Source organism: Serratia sp. J2 (genome assembly GCF_046269175.1).
In the GTDB taxonomy this organism is placed as follows: domain Bacteria; phylum Pseudomonadota; class Gammaproteobacteria; order Enterobacterales; family Enterobacteriaceae; genus Chania; species Chania fonticola_C.
Map to the genome: position 1 here is coordinate 41388 of NZ_JBKABN010000016.1, position 26791 is coordinate 68178.

The 26791-nt window shown below is 55.2% G+C and carries 18 protein-coding genes; 10 read left to right on the forward strand and 8 right to left on the reverse strand.

Annotated features, from left to right (window positions below; translation table 11 throughout):
* The first annotated feature begins 10 nt into the window (after positions 1-10).
* The 6 genes from menF to menE all read left to right on the forward strand — a co-directional run bounded on the left by menF (position 11) and on the right by menE (position 7225).
* Complete coding sequence (gene menF, locus ACKWMY_RS16890) at positions 11-1312, forward strand: isochorismate synthase MenF (protein WP_211135524.1); 1302 nt, start codon at positions 11-13, stop codon at positions 1310-1312.
* Positions 1313-1569: 257 nt separating this feature from the next.
* Positions 1570-3243, forward strand: coding sequence for a 2-succinyl-5-enolpyruvyl-6-hydroxy-3-cyclohexene-1-carboxylic-acid synthase (menD, locus tag ACKWMY_RS16895; protein WP_199062417.1), 1674 nt, complete (start codon positions 1570-1572; stop codon positions 3241-3243).
* Positions 3243-4031 carry a 2-succinyl-6-hydroxy-2,4-cyclohexadiene-1-carboxylate synthase gene (gene menH, locus ACKWMY_RS16900; RefSeq protein ID WP_199062416.1) on the forward strand — a complete coding sequence of 263 codons (789 nt, stop codon included), beginning with the start codon at positions 3243-3245 and terminating at the stop codon, positions 4029-4031. The genes menD and menH overlap by 1 nt, the downstream gene beginning before the upstream one ends.
* Positions 4015-4872 (forward strand): 1,4-dihydroxy-2-naphthoyl-CoA synthase, encoded by an 858-nt coding sequence (gene menB / locus ACKWMY_RS16905; RefSeq protein WP_024529607.1) that lies wholly within the window; start codon positions 4015-4017, stop codon positions 4870-4872. The genes menH and menB overlap by 17 nt, the downstream gene beginning before the upstream one ends.
* Positions 4872-5855, forward strand: coding sequence for an o-succinylbenzoate synthase (gene menC, locus ACKWMY_RS16910; RefSeq protein WP_024529608.1), 984 nt, complete (start codon positions 4872-4874; stop codon positions 5853-5855). Before menB ends, menC begins: the two co-directional genes overlap by 1 nt.
* Complete coding sequence (gene menE, locus ACKWMY_RS16915; protein ID WP_409486641.1) at positions 5843-7225, forward strand: o-succinylbenzoate--CoA ligase; 1383 nt, start codon at positions 5843-5845, stop codon at positions 7223-7225. Before menC ends, menE begins: the two co-directional genes overlap by 13 nt.
* Before the next feature lie 56 nt (positions 7226-7281).
* Here the strand turns inward: menE and katA are convergent, their stop codons facing one another.
* Positions 7282-8718 carry a catalase KatA gene (katA, locus tag ACKWMY_RS16920; RefSeq protein WP_024529610.1) on the reverse strand — a complete coding sequence of 479 codons (1437 nt, stop codon included), beginning with the start codon at positions 8716-8718 and terminating at the stop codon, positions 7282-7284.
* A 337-nt stretch (positions 8719-9055) separates the two neighbouring features.
* Between katA and ACKWMY_RS16925 the strand changes: the two genes are divergently transcribed.
* Positions 9056-9595 (forward strand): YfaZ family outer membrane protein, encoded by a 540-nt coding sequence (locus tag ACKWMY_RS16925; protein ID WP_024529611.1) that lies wholly within the window; start codon positions 9056-9058, stop codon positions 9593-9595.
* Between the two features lie 51 nt (positions 9596-9646).
* Here ACKWMY_RS16925 and tyrP read toward each other — a convergent pair whose 3' ends face one another.
* Entirely contained in the window at positions 9647-10855 is a 1209-nt protein-coding gene (gene tyrP, locus ACKWMY_RS16930; protein ID WP_372513694.1) for a tyrosine transporter TyrP, read from the reverse strand.
* A 245-nt stretch (positions 10856-11100) separates the two neighbouring features.
* Here tyrP and ACKWMY_RS16935 point away from each other — a divergent pair, with 245 nt between their 5' ends.
* Complete coding sequence (locus ACKWMY_RS16935) at positions 11101-12297, forward strand: nicotinamide mononucleotide deamidase-related protein YfaY (protein WP_409486642.1); 1197 nt, start codon at positions 11101-11103, stop codon at positions 12295-12297.
* A 222-nt stretch (positions 12298-12519) separates the two neighbouring features.
* On the opposite strand, the gene yfaE is transcribed toward ACKWMY_RS16935, so the two are convergent.
* The 4 genes from yfaE to ubiG all read right to left on the reverse strand — a co-directional run bounded on the left by yfaE (position 12520) and on the right by ubiG (position 17429).
* Positions 12520-12780: a class I ribonucleotide reductase maintenance protein YfaE gene (yfaE, locus tag ACKWMY_RS16940; protein WP_021805960.1), complete on the reverse strand. Its 261-nt coding sequence runs from the start codon at positions 12778-12780 to the stop codon at positions 12520-12522.
* On the reverse strand, positions 12781-13911 hold the full coding sequence (gene nrdB / locus ACKWMY_RS16945) for a class Ia ribonucleoside-diphosphate reductase subunit beta (protein ID WP_409486643.1): 1131 nt from the start codon (positions 13909-13911) through the stop codon (positions 12781-12783). It abuts the gene before it with no gap.
* A 71-nt stretch (positions 13912-13982) separates the two neighbouring features.
* Entirely contained in the window at positions 13983-16271 is a 2289-nt protein-coding gene (nrdA, locus tag ACKWMY_RS16950; protein WP_065683116.1) for a class 1a ribonucleoside-diphosphate reductase subunit alpha, read from the reverse strand.
* Positions 16272-16703: 432 nt separating this feature from the next.
* Positions 16704-17429 carry a bifunctional 2-polyprenyl-6-hydroxyphenol methylase/3-demethylubiquinol 3-O-methyltransferase UbiG gene (gene ubiG, locus ACKWMY_RS16955; protein WP_021178493.1) on the reverse strand — a complete coding sequence of 242 codons (726 nt, stop codon included), beginning with the start codon at positions 17427-17429 and terminating at the stop codon, positions 16704-16706.
* 222 nt (positions 17430-17651) lie between these two features.
* Between ubiG and gyrA the strand changes: the two genes are divergently transcribed.
* Together gyrA and rcsC are read left to right on the forward strand one after the other, a co-directional pair.
* Positions 17652-20303 (forward strand): DNA topoisomerase (ATP-hydrolyzing) subunit A, encoded by a 2652-nt coding sequence (gyrA, locus tag ACKWMY_RS16960; protein WP_024529616.1) that lies wholly within the window; start codon positions 17652-17654, stop codon positions 20301-20303.
* A 167-nt stretch (positions 20304-20470) separates the two neighbouring features.
* Positions 20471-23344 (forward strand): two-component system sensor histidine kinase RcsC, encoded by a 2874-nt coding sequence (gene rcsC / locus ACKWMY_RS16965; RefSeq protein WP_409486644.1) that lies wholly within the window; start codon positions 20471-20473, stop codon positions 23342-23344.
* Positions 23345-23425: 81 nt separating this feature from the next.
* On the opposite strand, the gene rcsB is transcribed toward rcsC, so the two are convergent.
* Both rcsB and rcsD read right to left on the reverse strand, forming a co-directional pair.
* A complete protein-coding gene (gene rcsB, locus ACKWMY_RS16970) occupies positions 23426-24076 on the reverse strand; it encodes a response regulator transcription factor RcsB (RefSeq protein ID WP_021178490.1) in 651 nt (216 codons plus the stop codon).
* Entirely contained in the window at positions 24069-26771 is a 2703-nt protein-coding gene (rcsD, locus tag ACKWMY_RS16975; protein ID WP_409486684.1) for a phosphotransferase RcsD, read from the reverse strand. The genes rcsB and rcsD overlap by 8 nt, the downstream gene beginning before the upstream one ends.
* Positions 26772-26791 lie beyond the last annotated feature (20 nt).

Genomic DNA, 26791 nt, shown 5'->3' on the forward strand with positions numbered 1-26791 from the left:
TGAGGTGGTAGTGGAACAACTTTCGGGATTGCTGCGGCGGCTACGTCAGCAGCTTGGGCACGGCTTTCCCCGTGAAGCCGGATTTCGGCAGCTTACGCTGGTGGTTCCCGGCCATCTGAGCGATGTGCTGCTGGAGTGGCTGGCGGCGCAGGTGCTGTTCCCTCAATTCTACTGGCGTCATCGCGAAGGGCGGCAGGAGGCGGCGGTGTGCGGCGCTTTGCGGCAGTTTTCACACCCTTCGATGGCGCAGGCATTCGTGAATGCCTATCCTGCGGCCCGTTTATGGGGGCTGACAGCCTTTGACGGTGACGCCCAGCTGTTTTTGCCGCGCCTGGAAATTCTTAATCGCCAAGGCAAATGTGAACTGACGCTAAACCTGTTTTCTGAAGAGGCATTGAGTGATGATGCCCAAGCGGCGCTTGCCTGGCTTGAAAATCTGCTGGTGATCAAACCGATCGAGAATTTACAGGTGAAAGTGCTGTCGGTGCAGCATCAGCCGGAACGTTCCGGGTGGGAAATCATGCTGCGCGATGCGCTGAAGGCGATAAATCGGCAGCAGATGGATAAGGTGGTCTTGGCGCGCAGCTCAGTGTTGACGCTGGAGAGTCCGTTGTTTGCCCCTGCGATGATGGCCGCCAGCCGCAGGGTGAATCACCAATGCTACCACTTTATGCTGCGCTTTGATGCACATTCCGCATTTCTTGGCTCCAGCCCGGAAAGATTGTACCTGCGTGAGGGAAAACATTTGCTGACCGAAGCGTTGGCGGGCACGGTTGCCAACCATCCCGATGAGCGGCAGGCCCAGGCACTGGCCCAGTGGTTGCTGCAAGACAGCAAGAACCAACAGGAAAACCTGCTGGTGGTCGATGATATCTGCCAGCGTTTGCAAGGCGGTGCCAGAGCGGTCGATGTGTTGCCACCAGAAGTGGTGCGGTTGCGCAAGGTACAGCATCTGCGGCGGCGTATTGAAGGGCAACTGAACCAGGGTGATGATGCCGATTGCCTGCAAAGACTGCAGCCGACGGCTGCGGTGGCCGGGTTGCCGCGCCAGGCCTCGCGTGAGTTTATCCGCCAGCATGAGCCTTTTTCCCGCGGTTGGTATGCCGGCTCTGCGGGTTATCTTTCTGCGGCACAGGCTGAGTTCTGCGTTGCGCTGCGTTCCTGCCAGATCGAGGATGCTCGGGTTGAGCTGTATGCCGGTGCGGGGATTGTGGCCGGTTCCGATCCGGCGCAGGAGTGGCAAGAGATCGAAAACAAGGCGGCGGGCTTACGCACTCTGTTGCAGTCAGAACATTCTGGGCAGGCGCATTGAGCAGGCCGATCTTCGTGTGTAAACTTGTTGTGTCTTATATGTTTCTTTTTTGTTCTATTTTGGGGCGCTATTTGGCATGGGTGGGTCGAAATTGATTTATTGCAGGCCCCCTGCCACAGGGAAATACGGCGTTTTTGCGCCAGCGCAAAAGCCGTAAAGATAATTACTTATATAATTCAGAGTTATGATCCCCGGTTCGCTACCTCCTTTGGGTAGGCTTCGGCGCGTAACCTCTGTTTACTACTGATGAGCGAAATATGTCGACAAGTGTTTTTAATCGCCGGTGGGCGGCGTTGTTGCTGGAAACGCTGGTCCGCCATGGAGTGCGGCATGTCTGTATCGCTCCGGGATCGCGCTCCACGCCTCTTACGTTGGCCGCTGCCGCGAACCGCGCTTTTGTCTGTCATACTCATTTCGATGAGCGGGGCCTGGGCCATTTAGCGCTCGGCCTGGCAAAGGCCACGCGTGAGCCAGTGGCGGTGATCGTCACCTCGGGTACCGCGGCAGCAAATCTTTATCCTGCCCTGATCGAAGCTGGGCTAACCGGGGAGCGGCTGGTGTTTCTCACCGCCGATCGTCCGCCGGAATTGATTAACTGCGGCGCCAATCAGGCGATCCGCCAAAACGGCCTCTACTCGAGCCACCCCACCTTGAACATCGATTTGCCACGCCCAAGCCCGGATATTCCGGCTCGCTGGTTGGTATCTACCTTGGACAGCGCGATGGCGCGCCTACGGCAGGGTGCCCTGCATATCAACTGCCCGTTTGCGGAGCCGTTATATGGCGGAGATGAACAGCTGTATGAGCAGTGGTCGGCAGAGTTAGGGGACTGGTGGCAGGATACGCACCCTTGGCTGCGTGAAATGGATCCCCATCAGGTTATTAAGCAGCCTGACTGGTTTTTCTGGCGGCAGAAGCGCGGCGTGATTATCGCTGGCAGGATGGGGGCGGAAGAGGGCGTGCAACTGGCTGAATGGGCGGGCATGCTTGGTTGGCCGTTGATCGGCGATGCCCTTTCGCAAACGGGGCAACCGTTGCCCTGTGCCGACTTATGGCTGGCTAACCCCCAGGCTCGCGATCTGTTGGCAAGCGCGCAGTTGGTGGTGCAGTTTGGCAGCAGTCTAACGGGAAAACGCCTGTTGCAGTGGCAGGAGCGCTGCCAGCCGGAGGAGTTCTGGCTGATTGACGATCTGCCTGGGCGTCTCGATCCTGCGCATCATCGTGGCCGCCGTATTCGTTCTACTGTTGGCGAGTGGCTCGATCTGCATCCGGCGCAGCCTCGCTCACCTTGGGCTGGCGATCTGTCCGCGTTGGCGGATGATGCCCTTGATGCGACGTCGCAATACCTGGTTAACCGGTTTGGTGAGGCTCAACTGGCCCATCGCCTGCCTGAGCTGTTGCCGGAGAACGGCCAGCTGTTTCTCGGCAATAGCCTGATTGTGCGCCTGATCGATGCCTTAACCCAGTTGCCTGCTGGCTATCCGGTGTTCAGCAACCGTGGGGCCAGCGGTATCGACGGCTTAATCTCCACCACGGCTGGGGTCCAGCGTGCTACCGCCAAGCCGACGTTGGCCGTGGTAGGCGATCTCTCCGCGCTATACGATTTGAACGCTCTGGCACTGTTGCGCCAATGTTCGGCACCCACGGTGCTGATCGTGGTGAATAACAATGGCGGGCAGATTTTCTCGCTGTTGCCAACGCCGGAACCTGAGCGCCAGCGGTTTTACTGTATGCCGCAGGATGTGGAGTTCAGCCAGGCGGCAGCCATGTTCCAGCTTGATTATGCCTGCCCGGAAAACTGGGGACAGTTGCAGCAGGCAGTGGAAAAGGCCTGGCGTCACAGCGGAGCCACGCTGATTGAGTTGCAGGTGCCGCCGAGCGATGGAGCAGAAACTCTGCAACATCTGGTGCAAAAAATGGGGGCAAACTGATGCTGGCTTCCCGCGTGTTACAACAAGGCGAAAGCCAACGCCCTTGGCTGATCTGGCTGCATGGCTTGCTGGGAAACAACAATGAGTGGCGGGTGATCGCCTCGCGCTGTGAACAGTGGCCCTCGCTGGCAATTGATTTACCCGGTCATGGTGATTCTGCCGATCAATCCTGCCTCGACTTTGCCGACGTCAGCAGGCAAATCACCGCCACGCTGCAACAGCATAATATTGAGCGTTACTGGCTGGTGGGCTATTCACTCGGTGGGCGCATTGCCATGTACCATGCTTGCTGCGGCGAAGCGCAAGGGCTGCAAGGCATTGTGATCGAGGGCGGTAATCCAGGGCTGGAGAACGAAGATTTACGTGCCCAGCGGCGTGCCCACGATGCCGCCTGGGCGAAGCGTTTCCGCACGGAGCGGATCAGAAAGGTGTTGGCCGATTGGTATTTACAACCGGTTTTTGCCAACCTCAGCCCGGTACACCGCGAGGCGCTGATCGCCGCCCGTGCCGACAACCATGGCCCGGCCATCGCCGATATGCTGGAGGCGACGTCTCTTGGGCGCCAACCTTGGCTGGTGCCACAATTACAACAGTTGGCACTGCCAGTGATGGTGTTATGCGGTGCCGACGATCACAAGTTTCAGGCGTTGGCGCGTGATGCCGGTTTGCCATTGCAAACCGTGCCAGAAGCGGGTCATAACGCTCATCTGGCCAATCCGGCAGATTTTGCCGCCGCGCTCGATGCATTTCTTGCAAAAAAAGGAACCAAACATGCTGTATCCCAATGAAGAACAACTGTACGCCGCGATCGACTGGCAGGACTGCTCGGGTGATTTCGAAGACATCCTGTATCACAAGTCCAGCGATGGCATTGCCAAAATTACCATCAACCGCCCGCAGGTGCGTAACGCCTTCCGCCCGCACACGGTGAAGGAAATGATCGAGGCGATGTCGAACGCGCGCTATGACGACGGCATCGGCACCATCATTCTTACCGGTGCCGGGGATAAAGCCTTTTGTTCCGGTGGCGATCAGAAAGTGCGCGGTGACTACGGCGGCTATCGTGATGACAGCGGCGTGCACCACCTGAACGTGCTGGACTTCCAACGTCAGATCCGCACCTGCCCTAAGCCGGTGGTGGCGATGGTGGCCGGATATTCCATCGGCGGCGGTCACGTGCTGCATATGATGTGCGATCTGACTATTGCGGCCGATAACGCCATCTTTGGCCAGACTGGGCCGAAAGTCGGCTCCTTTGACGGCGGCTGGGGCGCTTCCTACATGGCGCGTATCGTCGGCCAGAAGAAGGCCCGTGAGATCTGGTTCCTGTGCCGCCAATACGACGCCGCTGCGGCGCTGGAGATGGGCCTGGTCAACACCGTGGTGCCGTTGGCCGATCTGGAAAAAGAGACCGTGCGCTGGTGCCGTGAAATGTTGCAGAACAGCCCAATGGCCTTGCGCTGCCTGAAAGCCGCACTGAACGCCGACTGCGATGGCCAGGCCGGGCTGCAAGAGCTGGCGGGTAACGCCACCATGTTGTTCTATATGACCGATGAAGGCCAGGAAGGGCGCAACGCATTTATCGAAAAACGCCAGCCTGACTTCAGCAAATTCAAGCGTAACCCGTAATGACGGCACTAACCCGTGTTGCTGCGATCTATCGCTATAGCCTGCCGATGGAGGCGGGCGTGGTGCTGCGCAACCAGCGGCTGAAAACCCGAGATGGCTTACTGATCCATCTGCAGCAGGATGGGCAGCAAGGGTGGGGGGAAATAGCTCCCTTACCGGAGTTCAGCCAAGAGACGCTCGACCAGGCGCAGCAGGCTACCTTGGCCTGGGTGCAGGCTTGGGTTGCGGGTGAACTGCCTGTGGAAAGCGAGTGGCCGTCGGTGGCTTTCGGCACCAGCTGTGCCTTGGCAGAGCTGGCCGGGCAATTGCCAACGCAGGCCGACTACCGCAAGGCACCGCTGTGCACCGGCGATCCCGACGAGCTGTTCGATCTGTTGGCTGCGCTGCCGGGGGAGAAAGTGGCCAAGGTCAAGGTGGGGCTGTATGAGGCGGTACGGGATGGCATGGTCGTCAACGTATTGCTGGAAGCCTTGCCCGATCTCAAGCTACGGCTGGATGCCAACCGCAGTTGGAGTCGTGCCAAAGCGGACGGTTTTGCCAAATACGTTAACCCAGCGTGGCGCGATCGCATCGCGTTTCTGGAAGAGCCCTGCAAAACCCGTGACGAATCCCGTGAGTTTGCTCAGGCAACCGGGATTGCCATCGCCTGGGATGAAAGCGTGCGTGAAGCCGATTTTGTCGTGCAGGCCGAGCCGGGCGTGGCAGCGATTGTGATCAAGCCGACCTTGGTGGGTAGCCTGGCCCGCTGCCGTGAACTGGTGATGCAGGCGCATCAGGCCGGATTGGTGGCGGTGATCAGTTCCAGCATTGAGTCCAGTCTGGGGTTGACACAACTGGCGCGCATTGCGCATTGGCTGACGCCGCACACGGTGCCAGGTTTGGATACGTTGAACCTGATGCAAGCCCAGTTGATACGCAACTGGCCAGAGAGCACCTTGCCGCTATTAGGCATTGATACCTTGGAGTGTGTATGGCGCAGTTGAGTGATTGGCCGTGGCGGCATTGGGCCAAACAGCGCCCGCAGGCGACCGCGGTCATCTTTGAACAACAGCCGGTCAGTTGGTTAATGCTGCAACGGCAGGTGGAAGTGTTAGCTGCCGACTTTCAGCGCCAGGGCGTGTTACCCGGTAGCGGTGTGCTGCTGTGTGGGAAAAACAGCTATCCGCTGCTGTTAGCCTATCTGGCGCTTTTGCAGTGCGGTGCGCGCCTGCTGCCGCTCAATCCGACGCTGCCTGCGCCGATGCTGGCGGCTCTGCTGCCGGATCTGGATATCGACTTTGCTTTCAGCCCGGATGGCTTGCCTGAGTTGCCCCCTGGCGCGATCGTCTTGTCGCCGCCGGGCGTTGATGAGTGCCACTTGCGGTTGTTACCGTGGGATGAACAAAGACTGGCGACGTTGACGCTGACTTCCGGCTCCAGTGGCTTGCCAAAAGCCGCCGCCCATAGTTATGCCGGCCACCTTGCCAGTGCCGATGGCGTGTTGCAACTGCTGGAGTTTCAGCCGCAGGACAGCTGGCTGCTCTCGCTGCCGCTGTTTCACGTGTCTGGTCAGGGCATTATCTGGCGCTGGCTGGCGGTGGGTGCACAGCTTGTGGTGCGTGAAATGCAACCCTTGGCCGATGCGTTGGCGGGATGTACCCATGCTTCGCTGGTGCCAACTCAACTTTGGCGCTTGCTGTCTGAACCGATGGCCAAGCATGCGCTAAAAGAAGTGCTGCTCGGCGGGGCGATGATCCCGGTGTCACTCACCCAGCAGGCCGAGGCGGTAGGGATCCACTGCTGGTGCGGCTATGGTTTGACGGAGCTGGCTTCAACGGTTTGCGCCAAGCGTGCCGACGAGCTGCCCGGCGTTGGGGCACCTTTACCAGGCCGTGAAATACGCCTGGTGGATCAGGAGGTCTGGATCCGCTCCACCAGCTTGGCGCTGGGTTATTGGTTGCGGGGCGAGCTAGTGCCCATTACCGACGAGCAAGGATGGTTCCATACCCGCGATCGTGGCGCGATGGAGCAGGGTGAACTGCGTATTATTGGCCGGCTGGATAACCTGTTCTTCAGCGGCGGGGAAGGCGTTCAGCCGGAAGATGTGGAACGTGTGTTTGCCGCGCATCCACAGGTGTTGCAGGTGTTTATCGTGCCGATTGACGATGCAGAGTTTGGCCAACGGCCGGTAGCGGTGGTCGATCTGGAAGGCGAGTTGACGCTGGAGGGGTTAATGCTTTGGGCGCAGGACCGGCTGGCGAACTTCCAGCGGCCGATTGCCGCATTGGCGTTGCCCGACGAGCTAAAAAACGGCGGCATCAAGATTTCGCGCCGTCGTCTACAACAGTGGGCGAGTAGCCAACTGCAGGCATAATCTGTAGCGTTGCAAAAAAGGCCGCCCGAGGGCGGCCTTGCTATTGGTGTAACCGATTATTTCAGGCCCAGGGCCTTGGCAACGCCGCTGCCGTAATCAGGATGTACCTTGGTGAACAGCTCAACCTGACGGCGTTGGATCTGTTCTGGCACCTGCGACAGCTCACCGGCGATACGGGTGAACATACGTTGGTGCTCCTCGGCACTCAGCAGATTGAACAGCGCGCGCGGTTGGCTGTAGTAATCGTCGTCTTCACGATGATTCCAGTGATCGGCGGCACCTTCGATGCTCAATGGTGGTTCGCTGAAATCTGGCTGCTCCTGGAACACCCCAAAGCTGTTTGGCTCATAGGTTGCGCCGTTGCCGCTGTTACCATCCACCCGCATCGCCCCGTCGCGGTGATAGTTATGGAACGGGCATTTGGCACCGTTGACCGGGATTTGGTGATGGTTGACGCCCAGGCGGTAGCGGTGCGCATCGCCATAGGAGAACAGACGGCCCTGCAACATTTTATCCGGTGAGAAGCTGACGCCAGGCACCACGTTGGCTGGGTTCATGGCCACTTGTTCCACTTCTGAGAAGTAGTTATCCGGGTTGCGGTTCAGCTCGAAGAAGCCGACATCGATCAGCGGATAGTCACCGTGCGGCCAGACTTTGGTCAGGTCAAACGGGTTATACGGGGTTTGTGACGCTTCATGCTCTGGCATGATCTGGATTTGCAGTTTCCAGCGTGGGAAGTCACCGTTCTTGATGGAGTCGAACAGATCGCGCTGCGAACTTTCACGATCTTTGGCGATGATGGCTTCTGCTTCATCGTCCATCAGGTTTTCAATGCCTTGCTCACAGCGGAAGTGGAACTTGACCCAGAAACGCTCGTTATTGGCATTGATAAAGCTGAAGGTGTGGCTGCCGAAACCGTGCATATGACGGTAGGATTTAGGCAGGCCACGGTCGCTGAAATCGATGGTCAACTGGTGCAGTGATTCAGGCAGATGGGAGAAGAAGTCCCATTTGTACACCGGATTGCGCAGGTTGGTGTGCGGATCTCGTTTTACCACGTGGTTCAGATCAGGGAATTTCAGTGGATCGCGCAGGTAGAACACCGGGGTATCATTACCGACCAGATCCCAGTTACCTTCCTCGGTATAGAACTTCATGGCAAAGCCACGGATATCACGTTCGGCGTCGGCAGCCCCGCGCTCACCGGCAACGGTAGAGAAGCGGACGAACATCTCGGTTTGCTTACCAACCTCAGAGAAGATTTTTGCGCGGGTGTACTGGGTTATATCGTGGGTGACGGTAAAGGTGCCGTAAGCTCCGGACCCCTTGGCATGCATACGACGCTCTGGGATCACCTCTCGGTCAAAGTGGGCCAGTTTTTCCAGGAACCAAACGTCTTGAAGTAGCATCGGACCGCGCTTACCGGCGGTGATCACGTTATTATTATCAACAACGGGCGCGCCAGCCGCGGTAGTTAATCCTTTCTTGCTCATCAATTGCTCCTTACTCTGTTGCAGTTAAGTTGATAGCTCAGTTTCGGGTGCTGTAGATCTTCATCATGTTAACTAATGAAAAGGCCTGCCCTGCTGACCTCCATCAAAGACACTACTAGTTGTAGACTCATTCGCACTCCTCGGCAAATAGGCAGCACTTATCGTTGCAATTTTGGCGGTGACGGATGGTTATTTATTTACAGTTTATTGAAAAATTAACAGTTTATTGCTTTAAATTAGCCGGGAATTGATGACAACTCGGTTACACTGACCCGTGTGTTTTTTGCGGTGATAGACATCATCACTCCTTGATGATGAAGAATGAAAAGGATCAATAATGAACAAAACTTTAGTCGCGTGCGCAGCAGGTTTGCTGTTTGTGGCTGGCTCTGCCAATGCGATCAGCGTGAGCGGTGAGGCAGGGGAACATTACACCAACCTTGGTGTAGGCTTGGGGGGCACAACGGCGGGCTTGGGGATCAGCGGCAACTGGATCCGTAGCGATCATGATGGTGACATTGGTAGCCTGGGATTGAGCTTCGGCCTGCCGGTTGGGCCTTTGACGGCTACCGTGGGCGGCAAGGCCATTTATCTTAGCCCGGAAGATGGCAAAAATGGCGGAGCATTGGCATTAGGAGGCGGTCTGCAATGGGAGCTCAACCGCTATCTCAGCCTGTATGGTGAAGGCTATTTTGCGCCGGAGTCTTTGACCAGCGGGGCAAAAGCTTATAACGAGGCCAATGGCGGGGTGCGCTTAAACGTTCGTCCGTTCAATGTGGATGTCGGTTATCGTTACATCAACATCGAAGGTAAAGACGGCAACCGCGACAACGCGATAGCCGATGGCCCTTATATTGGCGTGGGCGTGGGCTTCTAATCCTGCCTGATTTTCAACGGGCGCCGCATAGGCTGCGCCCATTTTTTTATGTTAGCCGATGGCCGGTAACAGACCGCTGGCGATGCTGATCTGAATGGCGATCACTGCCACCCCACAGACAAACACCAACGCCAACGCTGGTGTCCCGCCCCAGACTCGATAGCTGGCCTGATGCCGACGACGAGTTTTCCAGACCAGCAATGAAGGCAGCAACAGAGCAAGCACGGACAGCGCGATTGCCGCGAACCCGAGTGCCAGCACAAAACCGCGCGGATAGAACAGGGCGAATGCCAATGGCGGCAGGAAGGTGATGGCACCGGTCTGCAAGCGGCCCCGCACGTTATCCCGGCGTTTGAACAGATCGGCCAGGAAGTCGAACAACCCGAGCGAAACCCCCAGGAACGACGTTGCCAGTGCCAAATCGGCAAACAGGTGTACCGCCAGCTCGACATGAGGCGAGGCGACCACGTCGCGTACCGCTTGCAGTAAACCGTTCAACCCGGCCTGTTGTGCCAGAATACCGACAAAGGTGGTGGAACTGATGCTGCCCAGCGTCGCCAACTGCCAGAAGATATAAGCCACTAACGGGATGGCACTGCCGATGATGAAGATCCAACGCAGCTTGCGGATGTTACCGCCCATATAGTTGACGATGCTGGGTACGCTGCCGTGGAAACCAAACGAAGTGAAGATCACTGGGATTGCCGAGAGCGCCAGCCCCTGTTCCAGCGGGAGCGTCAGCAGGTTGGTTTGCTGGATGTGCGGCATCATCAGACCTAGCATGACGATCAGGAAAATTGACTTGGCGGTAAACAGAATACGGTTGAACAGATCTACCGAATGGGTGCCGATGCAGACGATCCCCCCTGCGACCAAGGTGAACAGCAGTACGCCGAGGTAAGTCGGGAAGTCCTGAGAAGTCCACTGGCTGATGCTGACAGCCAGCAGTTCGCCAGCGCCGCTGATATAGGCAGCGGTCAGCGCATACATCAAGAACATCATGCTGAAACTGGTAAGCCACTGGCCACCACCGCCCAGATAGCGTTTGGCCAGCGTTCCCAGGCCGGTGTCCGCCTGCTCATGCTGATAAACTTCGACCAGCAACAGCGCGGTATAGCACATCAATAACCACAGCCCGACCAGCAATGCCAGCGTTACGCCAAAACCTACGCCCGCTGCCGCCAGGGGCATAGCCAGCATCCCCGCACCAATGGTGGTGCCTGCCACGATAAAAACACTGCCCAGCGTACGATTCTTCACGTTTTTCTCTGCTATTGGATGATTTATAGGCGTTTTAGGGGGCCTATTTTTAGTGCGGCAGAATAGTTGATTGCCGATTTTGTGTCAAACCGACGTTACGTCTGGTGTACATTTAAATTTACGGTTGTGAGTGGGAGGGCGGCGGTAATAAAAAATGCCTTTAGACAGCAATATCGTTCGCTGCGTAGTGAAAAGTTGTTTACGGGCTTCTATAGTGGAGGGATCTGAACATAAGGGAGAGATCAATGTTAAGGGTGGAGATGCTCAGTACCGGTGATGAGGTGCTGCATGGGCAAATTATTGATACCAACGCCGCCTGGCTGGCAGATTACCTGTTCCAGCAAGGCTTACCGATGAGCGGGCGCGAAACGGTGGGGGATAGCCTTTCTTCGCTGATCGAAATCCTGCAGGAGCGTAGCCATATTGCCGACGTGCTGATCGTCAACGGCGGTCTGGGGCCAACCAGCGACGATCTCAGTGCGTTGGCAGCGGCCAAGGCTTGTGATACCGAATTGGTCGAACATCCTGAATGGATCGCCCGTATGGAGGCCTACTTTGCGGAACGTGGCCGCCCAATGGCGGCTTCAAACCGTAAACAGGCGCAGATCCCGGCTAATGCGGAAATGCTGGATAACCGTGTAGGTACCGCCTGCGGCTTCACCTTAACGCTGAATAAGTGCCGGATGTTCTTTACGCCGGGCGTGCCTTCCGAATTTAAAGTGATGGTAGAAGAGCAGATCCTGCCACGTCTGCGACAGAGCTTTACTCTGCCTGAGCCGCCATTGTGCCTTCGCCTTACCACCTTCGGGACTTCGGAAAGCGACTTGGCCGCTGAACTGGACGGCATGCCTTTGCCGACGGGCGTCGTACTGGGCTATCGCTCTTCCAGTCCGATTATTGAATTGAAGTTGACTGGCCCACAGGTTCAGCGTGCCGCGATGGAACAAGCCTGGCAGCGAGTGCGGCAGGTTGCGGGTGACAATACGATTTTTGAAGGAACGGCTGGGCTACCGGCAGAGCTGACGCAACGCTTACAGCAGCAGAACTTGACGCTGGCGCTGAGCGAGCAATTTACCGCCGGCCTAATCAACCTGCAGTTGCAGAGCGAAGCTGCCCCGCTGGCCGGTGGCGAACTGCTACCTGCGCATTGCTCCGAGGCATTGGCAACAGTGCTGGCGCGTGCCCAGTCTTTGGCGCAGCTCACCGGTGCGCAGTTGGCGTTGGCGGTTAGCGCCATGGCAGGGGATCGTGTCAGTGTTGCCCTGCATACGCCAAAAGGCGGTATTGGCCAGACGGTGAGCTATCGTGCTTCACGTCATGGCCTGCGTTTACGCCAGGAGTCGGTCGCGATGCTGGCGCTGGATATGCTGCGCCGTTGGCTGAATGGCGGCCAGGTTTGCGGCAAAAACGGCTGGCTGGAAATTGTGGAAATTATCGAGTAGAAACTCGTTCATGGCGGTGAGATATCCCTTATGGATCATAACAATATAAGGGGTATTCGCTTGTTACACGCTTTGCGGGTGTTTGAGACTCTTCGTGTTGGGCATTGATACCGGTCGCCTTTCAAGCTGCAGCGTTGTTGGCTGCGGGTGTTTACCCCCTTGCCGCCTAGCTGCAACTTGAAATTCTTAGGGTATTCAGTGTTTGATGATTATTTTATTGAGTTAGATTTCCAGCTCGATATCCATGGCGGGCATGCAGCAGCAGGGCAGGATCTCGCCATGATTGATAAATGCCAACGGCTGCTGGTGGTAAGCGACCTCACCCTTCAGTAATTTCACTCGGCAGGCACCGCAATAGCCGGAGCGGCATTGGTATTCCACCTCCACCTCATGCAGTTCCAGCACGTCGAGCAGGCATTTCTCACCTTCGGGGCAGGAGAGCTGCGTACCGGTGGCACGCAGCGTGATGGTTGGTGCAGCCACTTACAGCTCGAAATCACTCAGGTCGTCGGCGTTGACTTCAGAGTCAATCTGGCCGACCAGGTAAGAGCTGACTTCCACTTCCTGCGGAGCCACCTGCACGTTATCCGACACCAGCCAGGCGTTGATCCATGGGATTGGGTTGGAGCGGGTAGGGAACGGTGAGCCCAGGCCAACGGCCTGCATGCGGATATTGGTAATGTATTCCACATACTGGCACAGGATGTCTTTGTTCAGGCCAATCATGGAGCCGTCGCGGAACAGATACTCGGCCCACTCTTTCTCCTGCTGTGCCGCCAGGACGAACAGGTCATAGCACTCTTGCTGGCATTCCATGGCGATTTCGGCCATCTCTGGGTCATCGGCACCTGAGCGCATCAGATTCAGGATATGTTGCGTACCGGTCAGGTGCAGGGCTTCGTCGCGGGCGATCAGCTTGATGATTTTGGCGTTGCCTTCCATCAGCTCACGCTCGGCGAAAGCAAACGAACAGGCAAAGCTAACGTAGAAACGAATGGCCTCCAGCGCGTTGACGCTCATCAGGCACAGATACAGCTGCCTTTTGATGGCGCGCAGGTTAACGGTCACCGTTTTACCATTGACCTGGTGCGTACCTTCACCGAGCAGATGATAGTAACTGGTCATTTCGATCAGATCGTCGTAGTAGCCGGAGATATCTTTTGCCCGCTTGAGGATCTCCTCGTTGGTGACGATATCGTCAAACACCACCGACGGATCGTTAACGATGTTACGAATGATATGGGTGTAGGAACGCGAGTGAATGGTCTCTGAGAATGACCAGGTTTCGATCCAGGTTTCCAGCTCCGGAATGGAGATCAGCGGCAGAAACGCCACGTTAGGGCTACGGCCCTGGATGGAATCCAGCAGCGTCTGATACTTCAGGTTGCTGATGAAGATGTGCTTCTCGTGTTCCGGCAGCGCTTGATAGTCGATACGATCGCGCGCGACGTCAACCTCTTCCGGACGCCAGAAGAAGGAGAGCTGCTTTTCGATCAGCTTTTCGAAGATTTCATGTTTTTGCTGGTCGAAACGCGCCACGTTGACCGACTGGCCGAAGAACATCGGCTCAAGCAACTGGTTGTTTTTGTTTTGAGAAAAAGTAGTGTAAGCCATGAGCTTGGATCCATTAGTGCCGAGCTGAAAAGTAAAGGGGCCGGAAGAGTTCCGGCCCGCTGTATCAAACGTTAGATCTTGCAGGCGCCGCCTTCACAGTCGTCATCGCCGCCCTGAGCAGGCTGCATGTCTTCCTGGATATCATCTGCACCGTCGCGGGTGTTCTGATAATACAGCGTTTTGACACCGAACTTGTAGGTGGTGAGCAGGTCTTTCAACAACTGCTTCATCGGCACCTTGCCACCCGGGAAACGGGTTGGGTCATAGTTGGTGTTTGCCGAGATCGACTGATCGATAAATTTCTGCATCAGGCCAACCAGTTGCAGGTAACCGTCGTTATTCGGTAATTCCCACAGCAGTTCGTAGTCGTTTTTCAGACGCTCATACTCAGGAACGACCTGGCGCAGAATACCGTCTTTGGACGCTTTGATACTGATATGGCCGCGCGGTGGCTCAATGCCGTTGGTGGCATTGGAGATCTGCGACGAAGTTTCCGACGGCATCAAGGCAGACAGCGTTGAGTTGCGCAGGCCGGTCTCTTTGATCTCTTTACGCAGGCTTTCCCAGTCGTAATGCAGCGGTTCGTTACAGATCGCGTCTAAATCTTTCTTGTAAGTATCGATTGGCAAGATGCCTTGCGCATAGGTGGTTTCATTGAACCACGGGCAAGCCCCTTGCTCCTGAGCCAGACGGTTCGAGGCCTTCAGCAGGTAGTACTGGATCGCTTCGAAGGTTCTGTGGGTCAGGTTGTTGGCGCTGCCGTCGGAATAGCGTACGCCGTTCTTCGCCAGGTAATAGGCGAAGTTGATCACGCCGATACCCAGGGTACGGCGGCCCATCGCGCCACGGTGAGCGGCTTTGATCGGGTAATCCTGATAATCCAGCAGGGCGTCGAGCGCACGTACGGCCAGCGTGGCCAGCTCTTCCAGATCGTCCAGGCTTTCAATCGCACCCAGGTTGAATGCGGACAGCGTACACAGCGCGATTTCGCCGTTTTCGTCGTTAACGTCATCCAGCGGTTTGGTCGGCAGAGCGATTTCCAGGCACAGGTTTGACTGGCGTACCGGGGCGATCTGCGGATCGAACGGGCTATGGGTGTTGCAGTGATCGACGTTCTGGATGTAGATACGGCCAGTAGAAGCACGTTCCTGCATCATCAGTGAGAACAGCTCTACCGCTCTCACTCGTTGCTGACGAATGCTGCTGTCTTTCTCATACAGGGTATACAGGCGCTCGAACTCGTCCTGATCGGCGAAGAATGCGTCGTACAGCCCTGGAACGTCAGACGGGCTGAACAGGGTGATGTCTTCATTCTTGATCAGGCGCTGATACATCAGGCGGTTGAGCTGCACGCCGTAGTCCATGTGACGGACGCGGTTGCCTTCAACCCCTCGGTTGTTTTTCAGTACCAGCAGGCTTTCCACTTCCAGATGCCACATTGGGTAGAACAGCGTCGCTGCACCACCACGTACGCCGCCCTGAGAGCAGGATTTCACCGCGGTCTGGAAGTGTTTGTAGAACGGGATACAGCCGGTGTGGAAGGCTTCACCGCCACGAATTGGGCTACCCAGGGCACGGATACGGCCAGCATTGATACCGATACCGGCGCGCTGTGAAACGTATTTCACAATGGCGCTGGAGGTGGCGTTGATGGAATCCAGGCTGTCACCACACTCGATCAGCACGCAAGAGCTGAATTGGCGGGTTGGGGTGCGCACGCCAGACATGATCGGCGTAGGCAGTGAAATCTTGAAGGTGGAGATCGCGTCATAGAAACGTTTTACGTAGTCCAGACGGGTGGCGCGCGGGTAGTTGGAGAACAGGCACGCGGCTACCAGGATATACAGGAACTGGGCGCTCTCGTAAATCTCGCCGCTGACGCGGTTCTGCACCAGATATTTACCTTCCAACTGCTTCACGGCAGCGTAGGAGAAGTTCATATCACGCCAGTGATCGATAAAGGAGTCCATCTGCTCGAACTCTTCAGTGGTGTAGTCTTCCAGCAGATGTTTATCGTATTTGCCCATCTCCACCATGCGTGCGACGTGGTCGAGCAGCTTCGGTGGCTCAAACTGGCCGTAAGCTTTTTTCCGCAGATGGAAGATGGCGAGGCGAGCGGCCAGATACTGATAGTCCGGTGCATCACGGGAGATCAGATCGGCTGCGGCCTTGATGATGGTTTCATGAATATCGGCGGTTTTGATGCCGTCATAAAACTGAATATGTGAACGTAACTCTACTTGAGAGACCGAGACGTTGTTTAAACCTTCCGCGGCCCAGTCGATGACTCGGTGGATTTTGTCGAGGTTGATGCGCTCTTTACTGCCATCGCGTTTAGTTACAAGTAGGCTTTGGTTCATTTTTACCTGTCCGTGAGATTCCCCTAAGCAGAAAGTGTAGTCGCTCTGCTCAGTATGTAAACACTATATATAGGGGGTGTATGTCGGTGAGGTAACAAGATAGTGATAAAGCGGTGGGTTTGCAAGTGAACAAAACCTGCCGATCTTGTGGATAACTTGGGGGTGAAATGTTACCAATTGTTCCTAGTGCGCGCCCTATCTGGGGTGACAAGGTTGTCAATAAGCGCGAGGAGATTTTGCTGATTTTGTGAAAACCTCGATCGTTTGCCGCTTTATTAAACGTTAGAAAAAAACCGCATATTGATCTGCTTTTATATTCTTAAAAACGGTTTAGATCGGCTTTTTTGATCGAAAACGGATAAATAGGTATTTATCTTATACGCTTAGTCGTACCGGCGGCGGAAACATCGCCGCCGGTACGTTGTGGCCGTTTCAACCTTGGTGCTGGGTATGGACCATGTAGTTCACATCCACGTTACGGCCCAGCTTGAAATGGTCGGTGATCGGGTTGTAATGCAGGCCGATGATATGTTTTTCACGCAGCTCGGTGCCGTCGACCCAACCGATCAGTTCAGAAGGGCGGATGAACTTCTTATGATCATGGGTGCCCTGTGGCACCATTTTGAGCACGTATTCAGCGCCGATGACCGCCATCAGCCAGGCTTTGGTATTGCGGTTGATGGTGGAGAAGAACACATGGCCGCCTGGCTTGACCAGATGTGCACAGGCGCGCACGACGGAGGCCGGATCCGGGACGTGCTCGAGCATCTCCATACAGGTGACGATGTCATACTGTTGCGGATGAGCCTGCGCATGGCTTTCTACCGTTTCTTGCACGTAGGTCACCTGCATACCGCTTTCCAGCGCATGCAGTCGCGCCACCTGGAGCGGTTCTGCCCCCATATCCAGCCCGGTTACCAACGCACCTTCACGCGCCATGCTCTCTGCCAGAATGCCGCCGCCACAGCCAACGTCGAGCACTTGTTTGTCAAAAATGCCTCCTGCGCGCTGCATGATATAATTCAGACGCAGCGGATTGATCCGATGCAACGGCTTGAACTCACCTTCCAGATCCCACCAGCGCGAGGCGACAGCTTCAAATTTGGCGATTTCCTGGTGATCAACGTTTGGCGCGTGACGGGATGATTCAGCATTCATGGGCGTTATTAGCTCCTGGTTCTCTTATGGTGCAGATTATACATGTTCCGGCACGCTTGGCGCAGCGCTGTTGTTACCGGGGCATTTTTCGCCCGCAGGGCAGCACATTTCAGCGAAACAGCGCCGGTAATTTCCCCGTAAAGCGCGCTTTGTGATATAGTTTTACACCTTTGGCACTACGCCAAGGCAGATGAATCATTCAGTATGAGGGATAGCAGCTCCATGAGCGACCTTGCCAGAGAAATCACACCGGTAAATATCGAAGAAGAGCTGAAAAGCTCGTATCTGGATTACGCGATGTCCGTTATTGTCGGCCGTGCGTTGCCAGATGTTCGTGATGGACTGAAGCCGGTGCACCGCCGCGTTCTGTACGCGATGAATGTACTGGGTAACGACTGGAATAAACCATACAAGAAATCGGCCCGTGTCGTTGGGGACGTGATCGGTAAGTATCACCCGCATGGTGACAGCGCGGTGTATGACACGATCGTCCGTATGGCCCAACCGTTTTCGTTGCGTTACATGTTGGTGGACGGCCAGGGTAACTTCGGTTCTGTGGACGGCGACTCCGCCGCAGCAATGCGTTATACCGAAGTGCGCATGTCGAAAATCGCCCACGAACTGCTGGCGGATCTGGAAAAAGAGACCGTCGACTTCGTGCCAAACTATGACGGTACCGAGCAGATCCCGGCCGTTATGCCAACCAAGATCCCGAACCTGCTGGTCAACGGCTCGTCCGGTATCGCCGTAGGTATGGCGACCAACATTCCGCCGCATAACCTGTCTGAAGTTATCAATGGCTGTCTGGCCTATATCGAGGATGAAGACATCAGCATTGAAGGGCTGATGGAACACATCCCAGGCCCGGACTTCCCGACGGCGGCAATCATCAATGGCCGTCGTGGTATTGAAGAAGCCTACCGTACTGGCCGTGGCAAAGTGTATCTCCGCGCCCGTGCCGAGGTAGAGGCGGACGCTAAAACCGGCCGCGAAACCATCATCGTGCATGAAATTCCTTATCAGGTGAACAAAGCGCGCCTGATCGAGAAAATTGCCGAGCTGGTGAAAGAAAAACGCGTTGAAGGCATCAGCGCGCTGCGTGACGAGTCTGATAAAGACGGTATGCGCATCGTGATTGAAGTCAAACGTGACGCCGTGGGTGAAGTGGTGCTGAATAACCTGTATTCGCTGACTCAGCTACAGGTCACCTTCGGTATCAACATGGTGGCACTGCATCAGGGCCAGCCAAAGTTGCTGAACCTGAAAGATATTCTGCGTGCATTTGTGCGCCACCGCCGTGAAGTGGTGACCCGCCGTACCATTTTCGAACTGCGTAAAGCCCGCGATCGCGCCCATATCCTGGAAGCGTTAGCCATTGCGTTGGCCAACATCGACCCGATTATCGAATTGATCCGCCGCGCGCCGACTCCGGCAGAAGCGAAGATTGCGTTAATCGCGCAACCTTGGGATCTGGGTAACGTCGGGGCGATGTTGGAACGCGCCGGTGACAACGCTGCACGCCCAGAGTGGCTGGAGCCAGAGTTCGGTATCCGTGACGGTAAATATTACCTGACCGAGCAACAGGCTCAGGCGATCCTGGATCTGCGCTTGCAGAAACTGACCGGCCTGGAGCACGAGAAGCTGCTGGACGAGTATAAAGAGCTGCTGAACATCATCGCTGAGCTGATCTTTATTCTGGAAAACCCAGACCGCTTGATGGAAGTGATCCGTGAGGAACTGGTGGCCATGCGCGATCAGTTCGGTGACGCACGCCGTACCGAAATTACCGCCAACACGTCTGATATCAACATCGAAGACCTGATCAACCAGGAAGATGTGGTCGTGACATTGTCGCATCAGGGCTACGTGAAGTATCAGCCTCTGACCGACTATGAAGCACAGCGTCGCGGTGGTAAAGGCAAGTCAGCAGCCCGTATTAAAGAAGAAGACTTTATCGATCGTCTGCTGGTGGCCAACACCCACGACACGATCCTGTGCTTCTCCAGCCGTGGTCGCCTGTACTGGATGAAGGTGTATCAACTGCCGGAAGCCAGCCGTGGTGCTCGTGGCCGGCCGATCGTCAACCTGTTGCCGCTGGAAGCCAACGAACGTATCACCGCCATTCTGCCGGTGCGTGAATACGAAGAAGGGCGCCATGTGTTTATGGCTACCGCCAGCGGTACCGTGAAGAAAACCGCATTGACCGAGTTCAGCCGCCCACGCAGTGCTGGCATCATCGCCGTTAACCTCAACGAGGGTGACGAGCTGATTGGTGTTGACCTGACCGACGGCAGCAACGAAGTGATGCTGTTCTCCGCCAACGGTAAAGTGGTGCGCTTCCCAGAAGGGCAGGTGCGCTCGATGGGCCGTACCGCTACCGGCGTACGCGGTATCAACCTCGGTGAAGGCGATCGTGTAGTTTCGCTGATTGTTCCACGCGGTGAAGGCGATATCCTGACCGTGACGCAGAACGGCTACGGCAAGCGTACTGCGGTAACGGAATATCCGACCAAATCGCGTGCAACCCAAGGGGTTATCTCCATCAAGGTCAGCGAGCGTAATGGCCAGGTTGTTGGGGCTGTGCAGGTAGAAACTACCGATCAAATCATGATGATCACCGATGCAGGTACGCTGGTGCGTACCCGTGTCGCGGAAGTCAGCGTGGTTGGCCGTAACACTCAGGGTGTCACTCTGATCCGTACTGCGGAAGACGAGAACGTCGTCGGCCTGCAGCGCGTTGCTGAACCGGTTGAAGATGAAGAGCTTGATAGCCTTGAACCAGGTAGCGATGAAGCGGAAGAAGATACCACACCACTCGATGAGGGTGATGAGGATACCGGCACCGCAGACGATTTGGATGACGAGAACGCCTAAATAGTGCGATCTCGTACAATCTGGGTGGATAAAAAAGGGCTTGGCAGCGATGCTAGGCCCTTTTTCAGTTGTATGGTTTAATTGCTGCAATCACTTGTCGATGCTGCACGGGATCGTTGTTTTGCTATGATTATGCTCGTCACCCCTTACTCTGGCATGGTACCTGCTTGAAATACTTAGCCTCTTTCCGTACCACGTTAAAAATTTCCCGCTATCTGTTTCGGGTGCTGGCGTTCATGCTGTGGTCGCTGGGCGCACTGCTGACCACGTTTTATATCCTGGATATCGTGCATGAGAAAGAATCCGATATCAGGCAGGAATACAATCTCAACTTTGACCAGGCACAGGGCTACATTCGCCATTCGGCGGATATCATACGCGACATCAAATACATGGCGGAAAACCGCCTCAACGGCACGGTAGGGAGCCTCGAGCTGTTCACCGGCATGATGAATGGCAAAGACAGCCAACCGGAGATGAAGCCGCTGTACCCGGAATCCAACTGCGCGCTGAACTCCAACTACCGTGACGCGATCACCTCGTTAAACGGTCTGATCCAATACTGGAAAGAAAACTTTGTCGCAGCCTATGACCTGAACCGAGTGTTTTTCATCGGCAGTGATAGCCTGTGCATGACGGAATTCGGTAGCAGCAGCGGCATCACCGACCGGCAAAAGGTGCTCAAGGCGCTGCATGAGCGCATCCTTAAATACCGTAACGCCGCCAACAGCGCGGAGAAAGACAATAACCTTTATTGGATCAGCCCCAGCCAGCAGCGGCCTGATGTAGGTTACCTGTATGTGATGACGCCGGTCTATGTCGGTAACAAACTGGAAGCGTTGCTGGGGATTGAACAGACGATCCGCCTGGAGGACTTTGTCACCACCAGCAACTTGCCGGTGGGGGTAAATCTGCTGGATGAGAACAACGAATCTGTGTTGCAACTGGCCAATGGCGATCGTTACGCCTCTTCGCTCAATGTTTATCCGCAGGAACACACCTATTTTGGCTATGTCGACAGTTACCAGGATCTAATCATGAAGAAGGCGCTGCCGCCTTCGTCGCTCAGCATCGTGTATTCCTTGCCGGTGAAGAGCGTGGTGGAGCGCTTCAAGGTGCTGATCCTCAATGCGGTGCTGCTTAACCTGCTGTCGGCCGTGGTGTTGTTCAGCCTGGCGTGGCTGTTCGAACGCAAGATGTTCCTGCCTGCGGAGGAGAATGCCTTCCGGTTGGAGGAGCATGAACAGTTCAACCGCAAGATCGTGGCGTCGGCGCCGGTGGGCATTTGCATTCTGCGCATCAGTGATGGTACCAACATCCTGAGTAATGAACTGGCACATAACTATATCAACCTGTTGACCAACGAGGATCGCGATCGCATTACGCGTATTATCTGCGAACAGCAGGTCAACTTTGTTGATGTGATGACCAGTAACAACAACAACCTGCAAATCAGCTTTGTTCATTCCCGTTACCGCAATGAGGACGTGGCGATCTGCGTGCTGGTTGACGTTAGCGCCCGCGTCAAAATGGAAGAGTCGCTGCAGGAAATGGCCGCGGCGGCGGAGCAGGCCAGCCAGTCTAAATCGATGTTCCTGGCCACCGTCAGCCATGAACTGCGCACGCCGCTGTATGGGATCATCGGCAACCTGGATCTGCTGCAGACCAAGGCGTTGCCACAAGGGGTCGATCGCCTGGTCAATGCGATGAGCAACTCCTCGGGGCTGTTGCTGAAGATCATCAGCGACATTCTGGACTTCTCCAAGATTGAGTCGGAGCAGTTGAAGATAGAGCCCCGTGAGTTTTCTTGCCTGGAAGTCATTACCCACATCGCGGGCAACTACTTGCCGCTGGTGGTGAAAAAGCGGCTCGGTTTGTACTGTTTTATTGAACAAGGAGTGCCTGAGCGTATCAATGGCGATCCCGTGCGTTTGCAGCAGGTATTGTCTAACCTATTGAATAACGCCATCAAGTTTACCGATACCGGCTGTATCATCCTGCAAGTCTGCACCCGTGACAGCTATCTGGAGTTCAGCGTTCGCGATACCGGCGTTGGTATTCCAGAAAAAGAAGTTCTGCGCCTGTTTGATCCTTTCTTCCAGGTTGGCAGCGGGGTACAGCGCCATTTCCAGGGTACTGGGCTTGGGCTGGCGATTTGTGAAAAACTGATCAACCTGATGGACGGTGATATCGCGGTGGAGTCCGAGCCTGGCCTCGGCAGCTTGTTTACCATTCGTATTCCGCTGTTTGGGGCGTTGTTCCCGACGCCGCAGGCCAGCGATACCTGGCAAGGCAAAAACCTGTGGCTGCAAATTCGTAATCAGCGGTTGGAAAGTTATCTGCAGGCGATCCTTGGCGGCTACGGTGCCACGGTATTACGTTATGAGGGGCAGCAAACCGCGACAGGGGATGTTCTGCTCAGCGATTATCCTTTGCAGGTGGATACCCCGCTGTTGGCACAGGTTGAGTTCTCCATCGCGCACATCGGGCCGTCATTGGAAACGCATCCGGGTTACTGGCTGCATAGTACCTCTACGCCACGGGATGCCATCCTGCTGTTGAACCGGCTGTTTGGTGTGGCTACCGAAAGCGACAAGGCATTGGTGCAACTGCCGTTACCGGTTAAGACCAATAGTGCCGATAATGGGGATATTCGCCTGCTGGTGGTGGACGATCACCCGATTAACCGGCGCTTACTGTCCGATCAACTGGCATCGTTGGGCTATCTGGTGATCACTGCCAATGATGGTGTCGACGCGCTCAGCGTATTGGAACGCAATACGGTGGATATAGTTCTGACCGACGTCAATATGCCGAACATGGATGGCTATGAATTGACACGTTGCCTGCGTCAGTCGAACTTCACGGCTCCAGTGATTGGCGTGACGGCTAATGCGTTGGCAGAAGAGAAACAGCGCTGTCTTGAGGCCGGGATGGATAACTGCCTGTCGAAACCGGTCACGCTAGAGACGCTGGAGCAGTCGCTTGGCTATTACAGTCAACGGGTACGGCGGCTTAGGGCTGAGTCTGAAACTGCATAAATACCAAAGGGCGCCTAAGAGCGCCCTTTAGATTGATAACAATGTTGTTTCAGGGGGGCCGCATGCTGCACCCGTTGAACACTAGTCTTTATCCAACTGCGTCATACTGACGGAGGAGAGATAGTTGAGCAGTGCGATATCGTTATCAACACCCAGTTTCATCATGGCTGATTTCTTCTGGCTACTGATAGTCTTGATGCTGCGGTTCAGTTTTTTGGCGATTTCGGTCACCAGGAAACCTTCGGCGAACAGACGCAACACTTCACTTTCTTTCGGAGACAGACGTTTGTCACCGTAACCGCTGGCACTGATTTTCTCCAACAGCTTCGAGACGCTCTCCGGCGTGAATTTCTTGCCTTTCTGCAATGCGGCCAGCGCTTTTGGCAAATCGGTGGGCGCACCCTGTTTCAGGACGATGCCTTCGATGTCCAGATCCAACACCGCGCTGAGAATGGCCGGATTGTTGTTCATGGTCAGAACGATGATCGACAATTGCGGATAGTGGCGTTTGATATATTTTATCAGCGTAATGCCGTCGCCATATTTGTCACCCGGCATCGAAAGATCGGTGATCAGTACGTTGGCGTCCAGCTTGGACAGATTGTTGATCAGTGCTGTAGAGTCCTCGAACTCCCCAACGACATTCACCCACTCAATTTGCTCAAGTGACTTCCGGATGCCAAACAGTACGATAGGGTGGTCATCGGCAATAATTACGTTCAAGTTATTCATGTTGTTGGCTACCTTGCTGCAGCAGTCTACTGACGAAAAAATCAATCTGACTGATGTTATTCTCGATCTTGAGCGCATCACCGTCCGCGATGTGCTGTTCTAACGATTCACACAGAAGCTTTCCGGGAAGCAGATTTAACATAGCAAACACGCCCTTCAGGCGGTGTGCAGTTTGAGACAGCGCTGCAAAATCACTGCTGCCCGCCTCAGTATACAGTTTTTTGATATCGTCGGGTACTGTATCAATAAACAAACCATAGTAATCACTTGATCTCAATTGTTTTTCATACACTTGGGCGCTATCGGCCAGCGATCCTACCGGGTTTTCTTCCTGCTCTTGTGCCGCCATCTGGTGTTCTATCAGGATCAGAACCGCGTCAATCATGGCATTGTGCAGGTTATAGTTGACGCGAATATAGCCTTTATCAAGCTGCTGCCAGCCCGCTTCATCGCTGGTTAGCAGTAACGTATAGTCGTCGGCCTGCTGCGGGTTATCGGTCAGTAATACATCATAATCCTGGCTGTTTTGGTGCTCCTCGGCCACGATGCAGTTGGCCCCATAGCCCACCAGTAGCTGAGTCACGATACGACGGATCTCGTCGGAGGTGATATCCAGCAGCGCCGTTACCCCATCGAGTAATTTCTCTGTCGCCTGTTCCTCGGTGTTCTCCTGCTCCATAGTGACACGAATGGTATAGCGGGTACCGATATCGATTTTGCTGCGGATATCCAACTGGCCATTGAGTTTCTTGCACAGCTGATTACACAGGAAAAACGTCAGCCCAGAGCCGTGATCGAAGCGATCGACCAGCGTTTGGCTTAGGAACGGGTAGGTCAGGTTGCTGATTTCCTCATTGGAAATGCCGGTGCCGGTATCATTGATATGAAATACCAGGTGTTCAGGGCGTTCGGCTTCCTGTTCTACCACCAGGGTGATCTTGCCGTAGGCGGTGGTGATGATGGCGTAGCGCAGCAGTAATGAAAGGATTTTGCGCAGTGCGCCAGCATCGCCAATGTACTGTTGGTTGACGTCCAGATTAACGTGATTGAATAGCGCCAGCCCTTTCTGGTTGATGGCTGGCAGCACGTCCAGCAGCAGTTCATCCAGCAGTGCAGAGGGATTGAATGGTTGACGTACCGGCTGCCAATCCTGTGTTTCCAGCCGGGTGAGCAGGGTGATATTGTCGATCAGATCCAATACCGATGCAGAAGCCAGGTTGAGTTGTTTAAGCAATGTCTGTTGCTGCTCGACATCTGATGGCTGGCACAGGCTCCGGGTCAGTTCGTGCATTTGTCGCACCGGCTGATTCAGCTCGATCCCCAGGTTGTGCAACATCAACTTACGGGCCTGAACGTTTTTATCGTATTCGCGGCGGGCCTGTTGCAGCCGTTTGTTCACCATCACTTCTTTATCCTGATCGTTGAGCAGGAACAGATAGGTTTCCGCCGTTCGCTGACTGCGGAAGATGCGGATCTCATAGACTTCGTTGTTGACCGTCGCCTGGATCACGCCATGATGCTGCTCCGCCATATGGGCGATTTTGGACAGGCTAAGATGTGGCATCAGGTGCTCGGCGATCTTGTTGCTGGTAATCACGCTGTTATCGGCAAAGTCATAGACCAGTAGCCCGCAAGGCAGGCTGGCGACAATTTCCTGGTTGAGCGAGCGTTGGAGATCCAGCTCGGCGGCGATATTTTCGCTGGGGCGGATGTATTGCTGGCGGAGGAAATAAATACCCACCATCGATAGCGCCAGCAACAGCAGATTGATCGCCAGTAGCCAGATGTTATTGCGCAACAGGTCAATCGCCAGATTGAAAGCTGAGACGCGGTAAATCAGCTGCAGAGGCGAGTTGGGCAATGAAACACTGAATTCAACCCAACTGCCTTTCAAGGCGGCCTGGGCGTTGATTGCCGTTTCGCTTGGCACCACACTATCGTCGATCTCTTGCTCATCGGGCAGCAACAGGAAGTTGGAGCGGGCCATGTTAAGCGGAATGATATCGTTAATCGGCAGGTCGAAGGCGACCACCGTGGCCAAATGCCCCGGCTGGTTAAAGGTCGTGCGGATAGAAAACGAGTAGGCGTTCTGGAAGCGTTGTTTGCGCAGGCCGGAAAAACTCTCGCGTTCGTCCAGCATATTGGCCTGTTGTAGCATTTCGGTGCGGCGGTCCGATACCGACGTGGTCAGGTAGTTTTCTTTCAACCGCGAGGTCAGGTCTTTCAGCGATTGGGTTGTCACCAGGCTCAGGCTGTTATCTTGCCCGTTGAGAAAATACATCGCATAGTTTTCGGTTTCGGTTCCCCAACGGTTATCCAGGAAGTCCGAAATACTGGCAACCGCAGCCAACGTGGCGTTGTCGTGGTTGCCAAAAATGACCGCATCGGTTTTGCTGCGTGGCTTCTCAACGTAATAAACATCCGGGCGCAGACGGGTTTCCTGCAGATGGGTTTCAACGGGAAGCGCCGCGGTATTACCAAATTTGTCGTAGATTTGGTAGGTCAGAAAGCGGTAACTGTCGATGCGCTTTTGCAGCATATTGGCGATGGTACTGACGGCATGCTTTTTCTCCGTCAGGTAGGCGTTGGTGTAGTTGTAACTGTACAACCCAATGGCCATGGCCAGCAGCACGATAAACAGCCAGAAGCTGCGTGTGATGTAGCGGGAGTTAATGGTCAGTTGTCTATCTTGCAACATGGCTACGCATTCCTGAA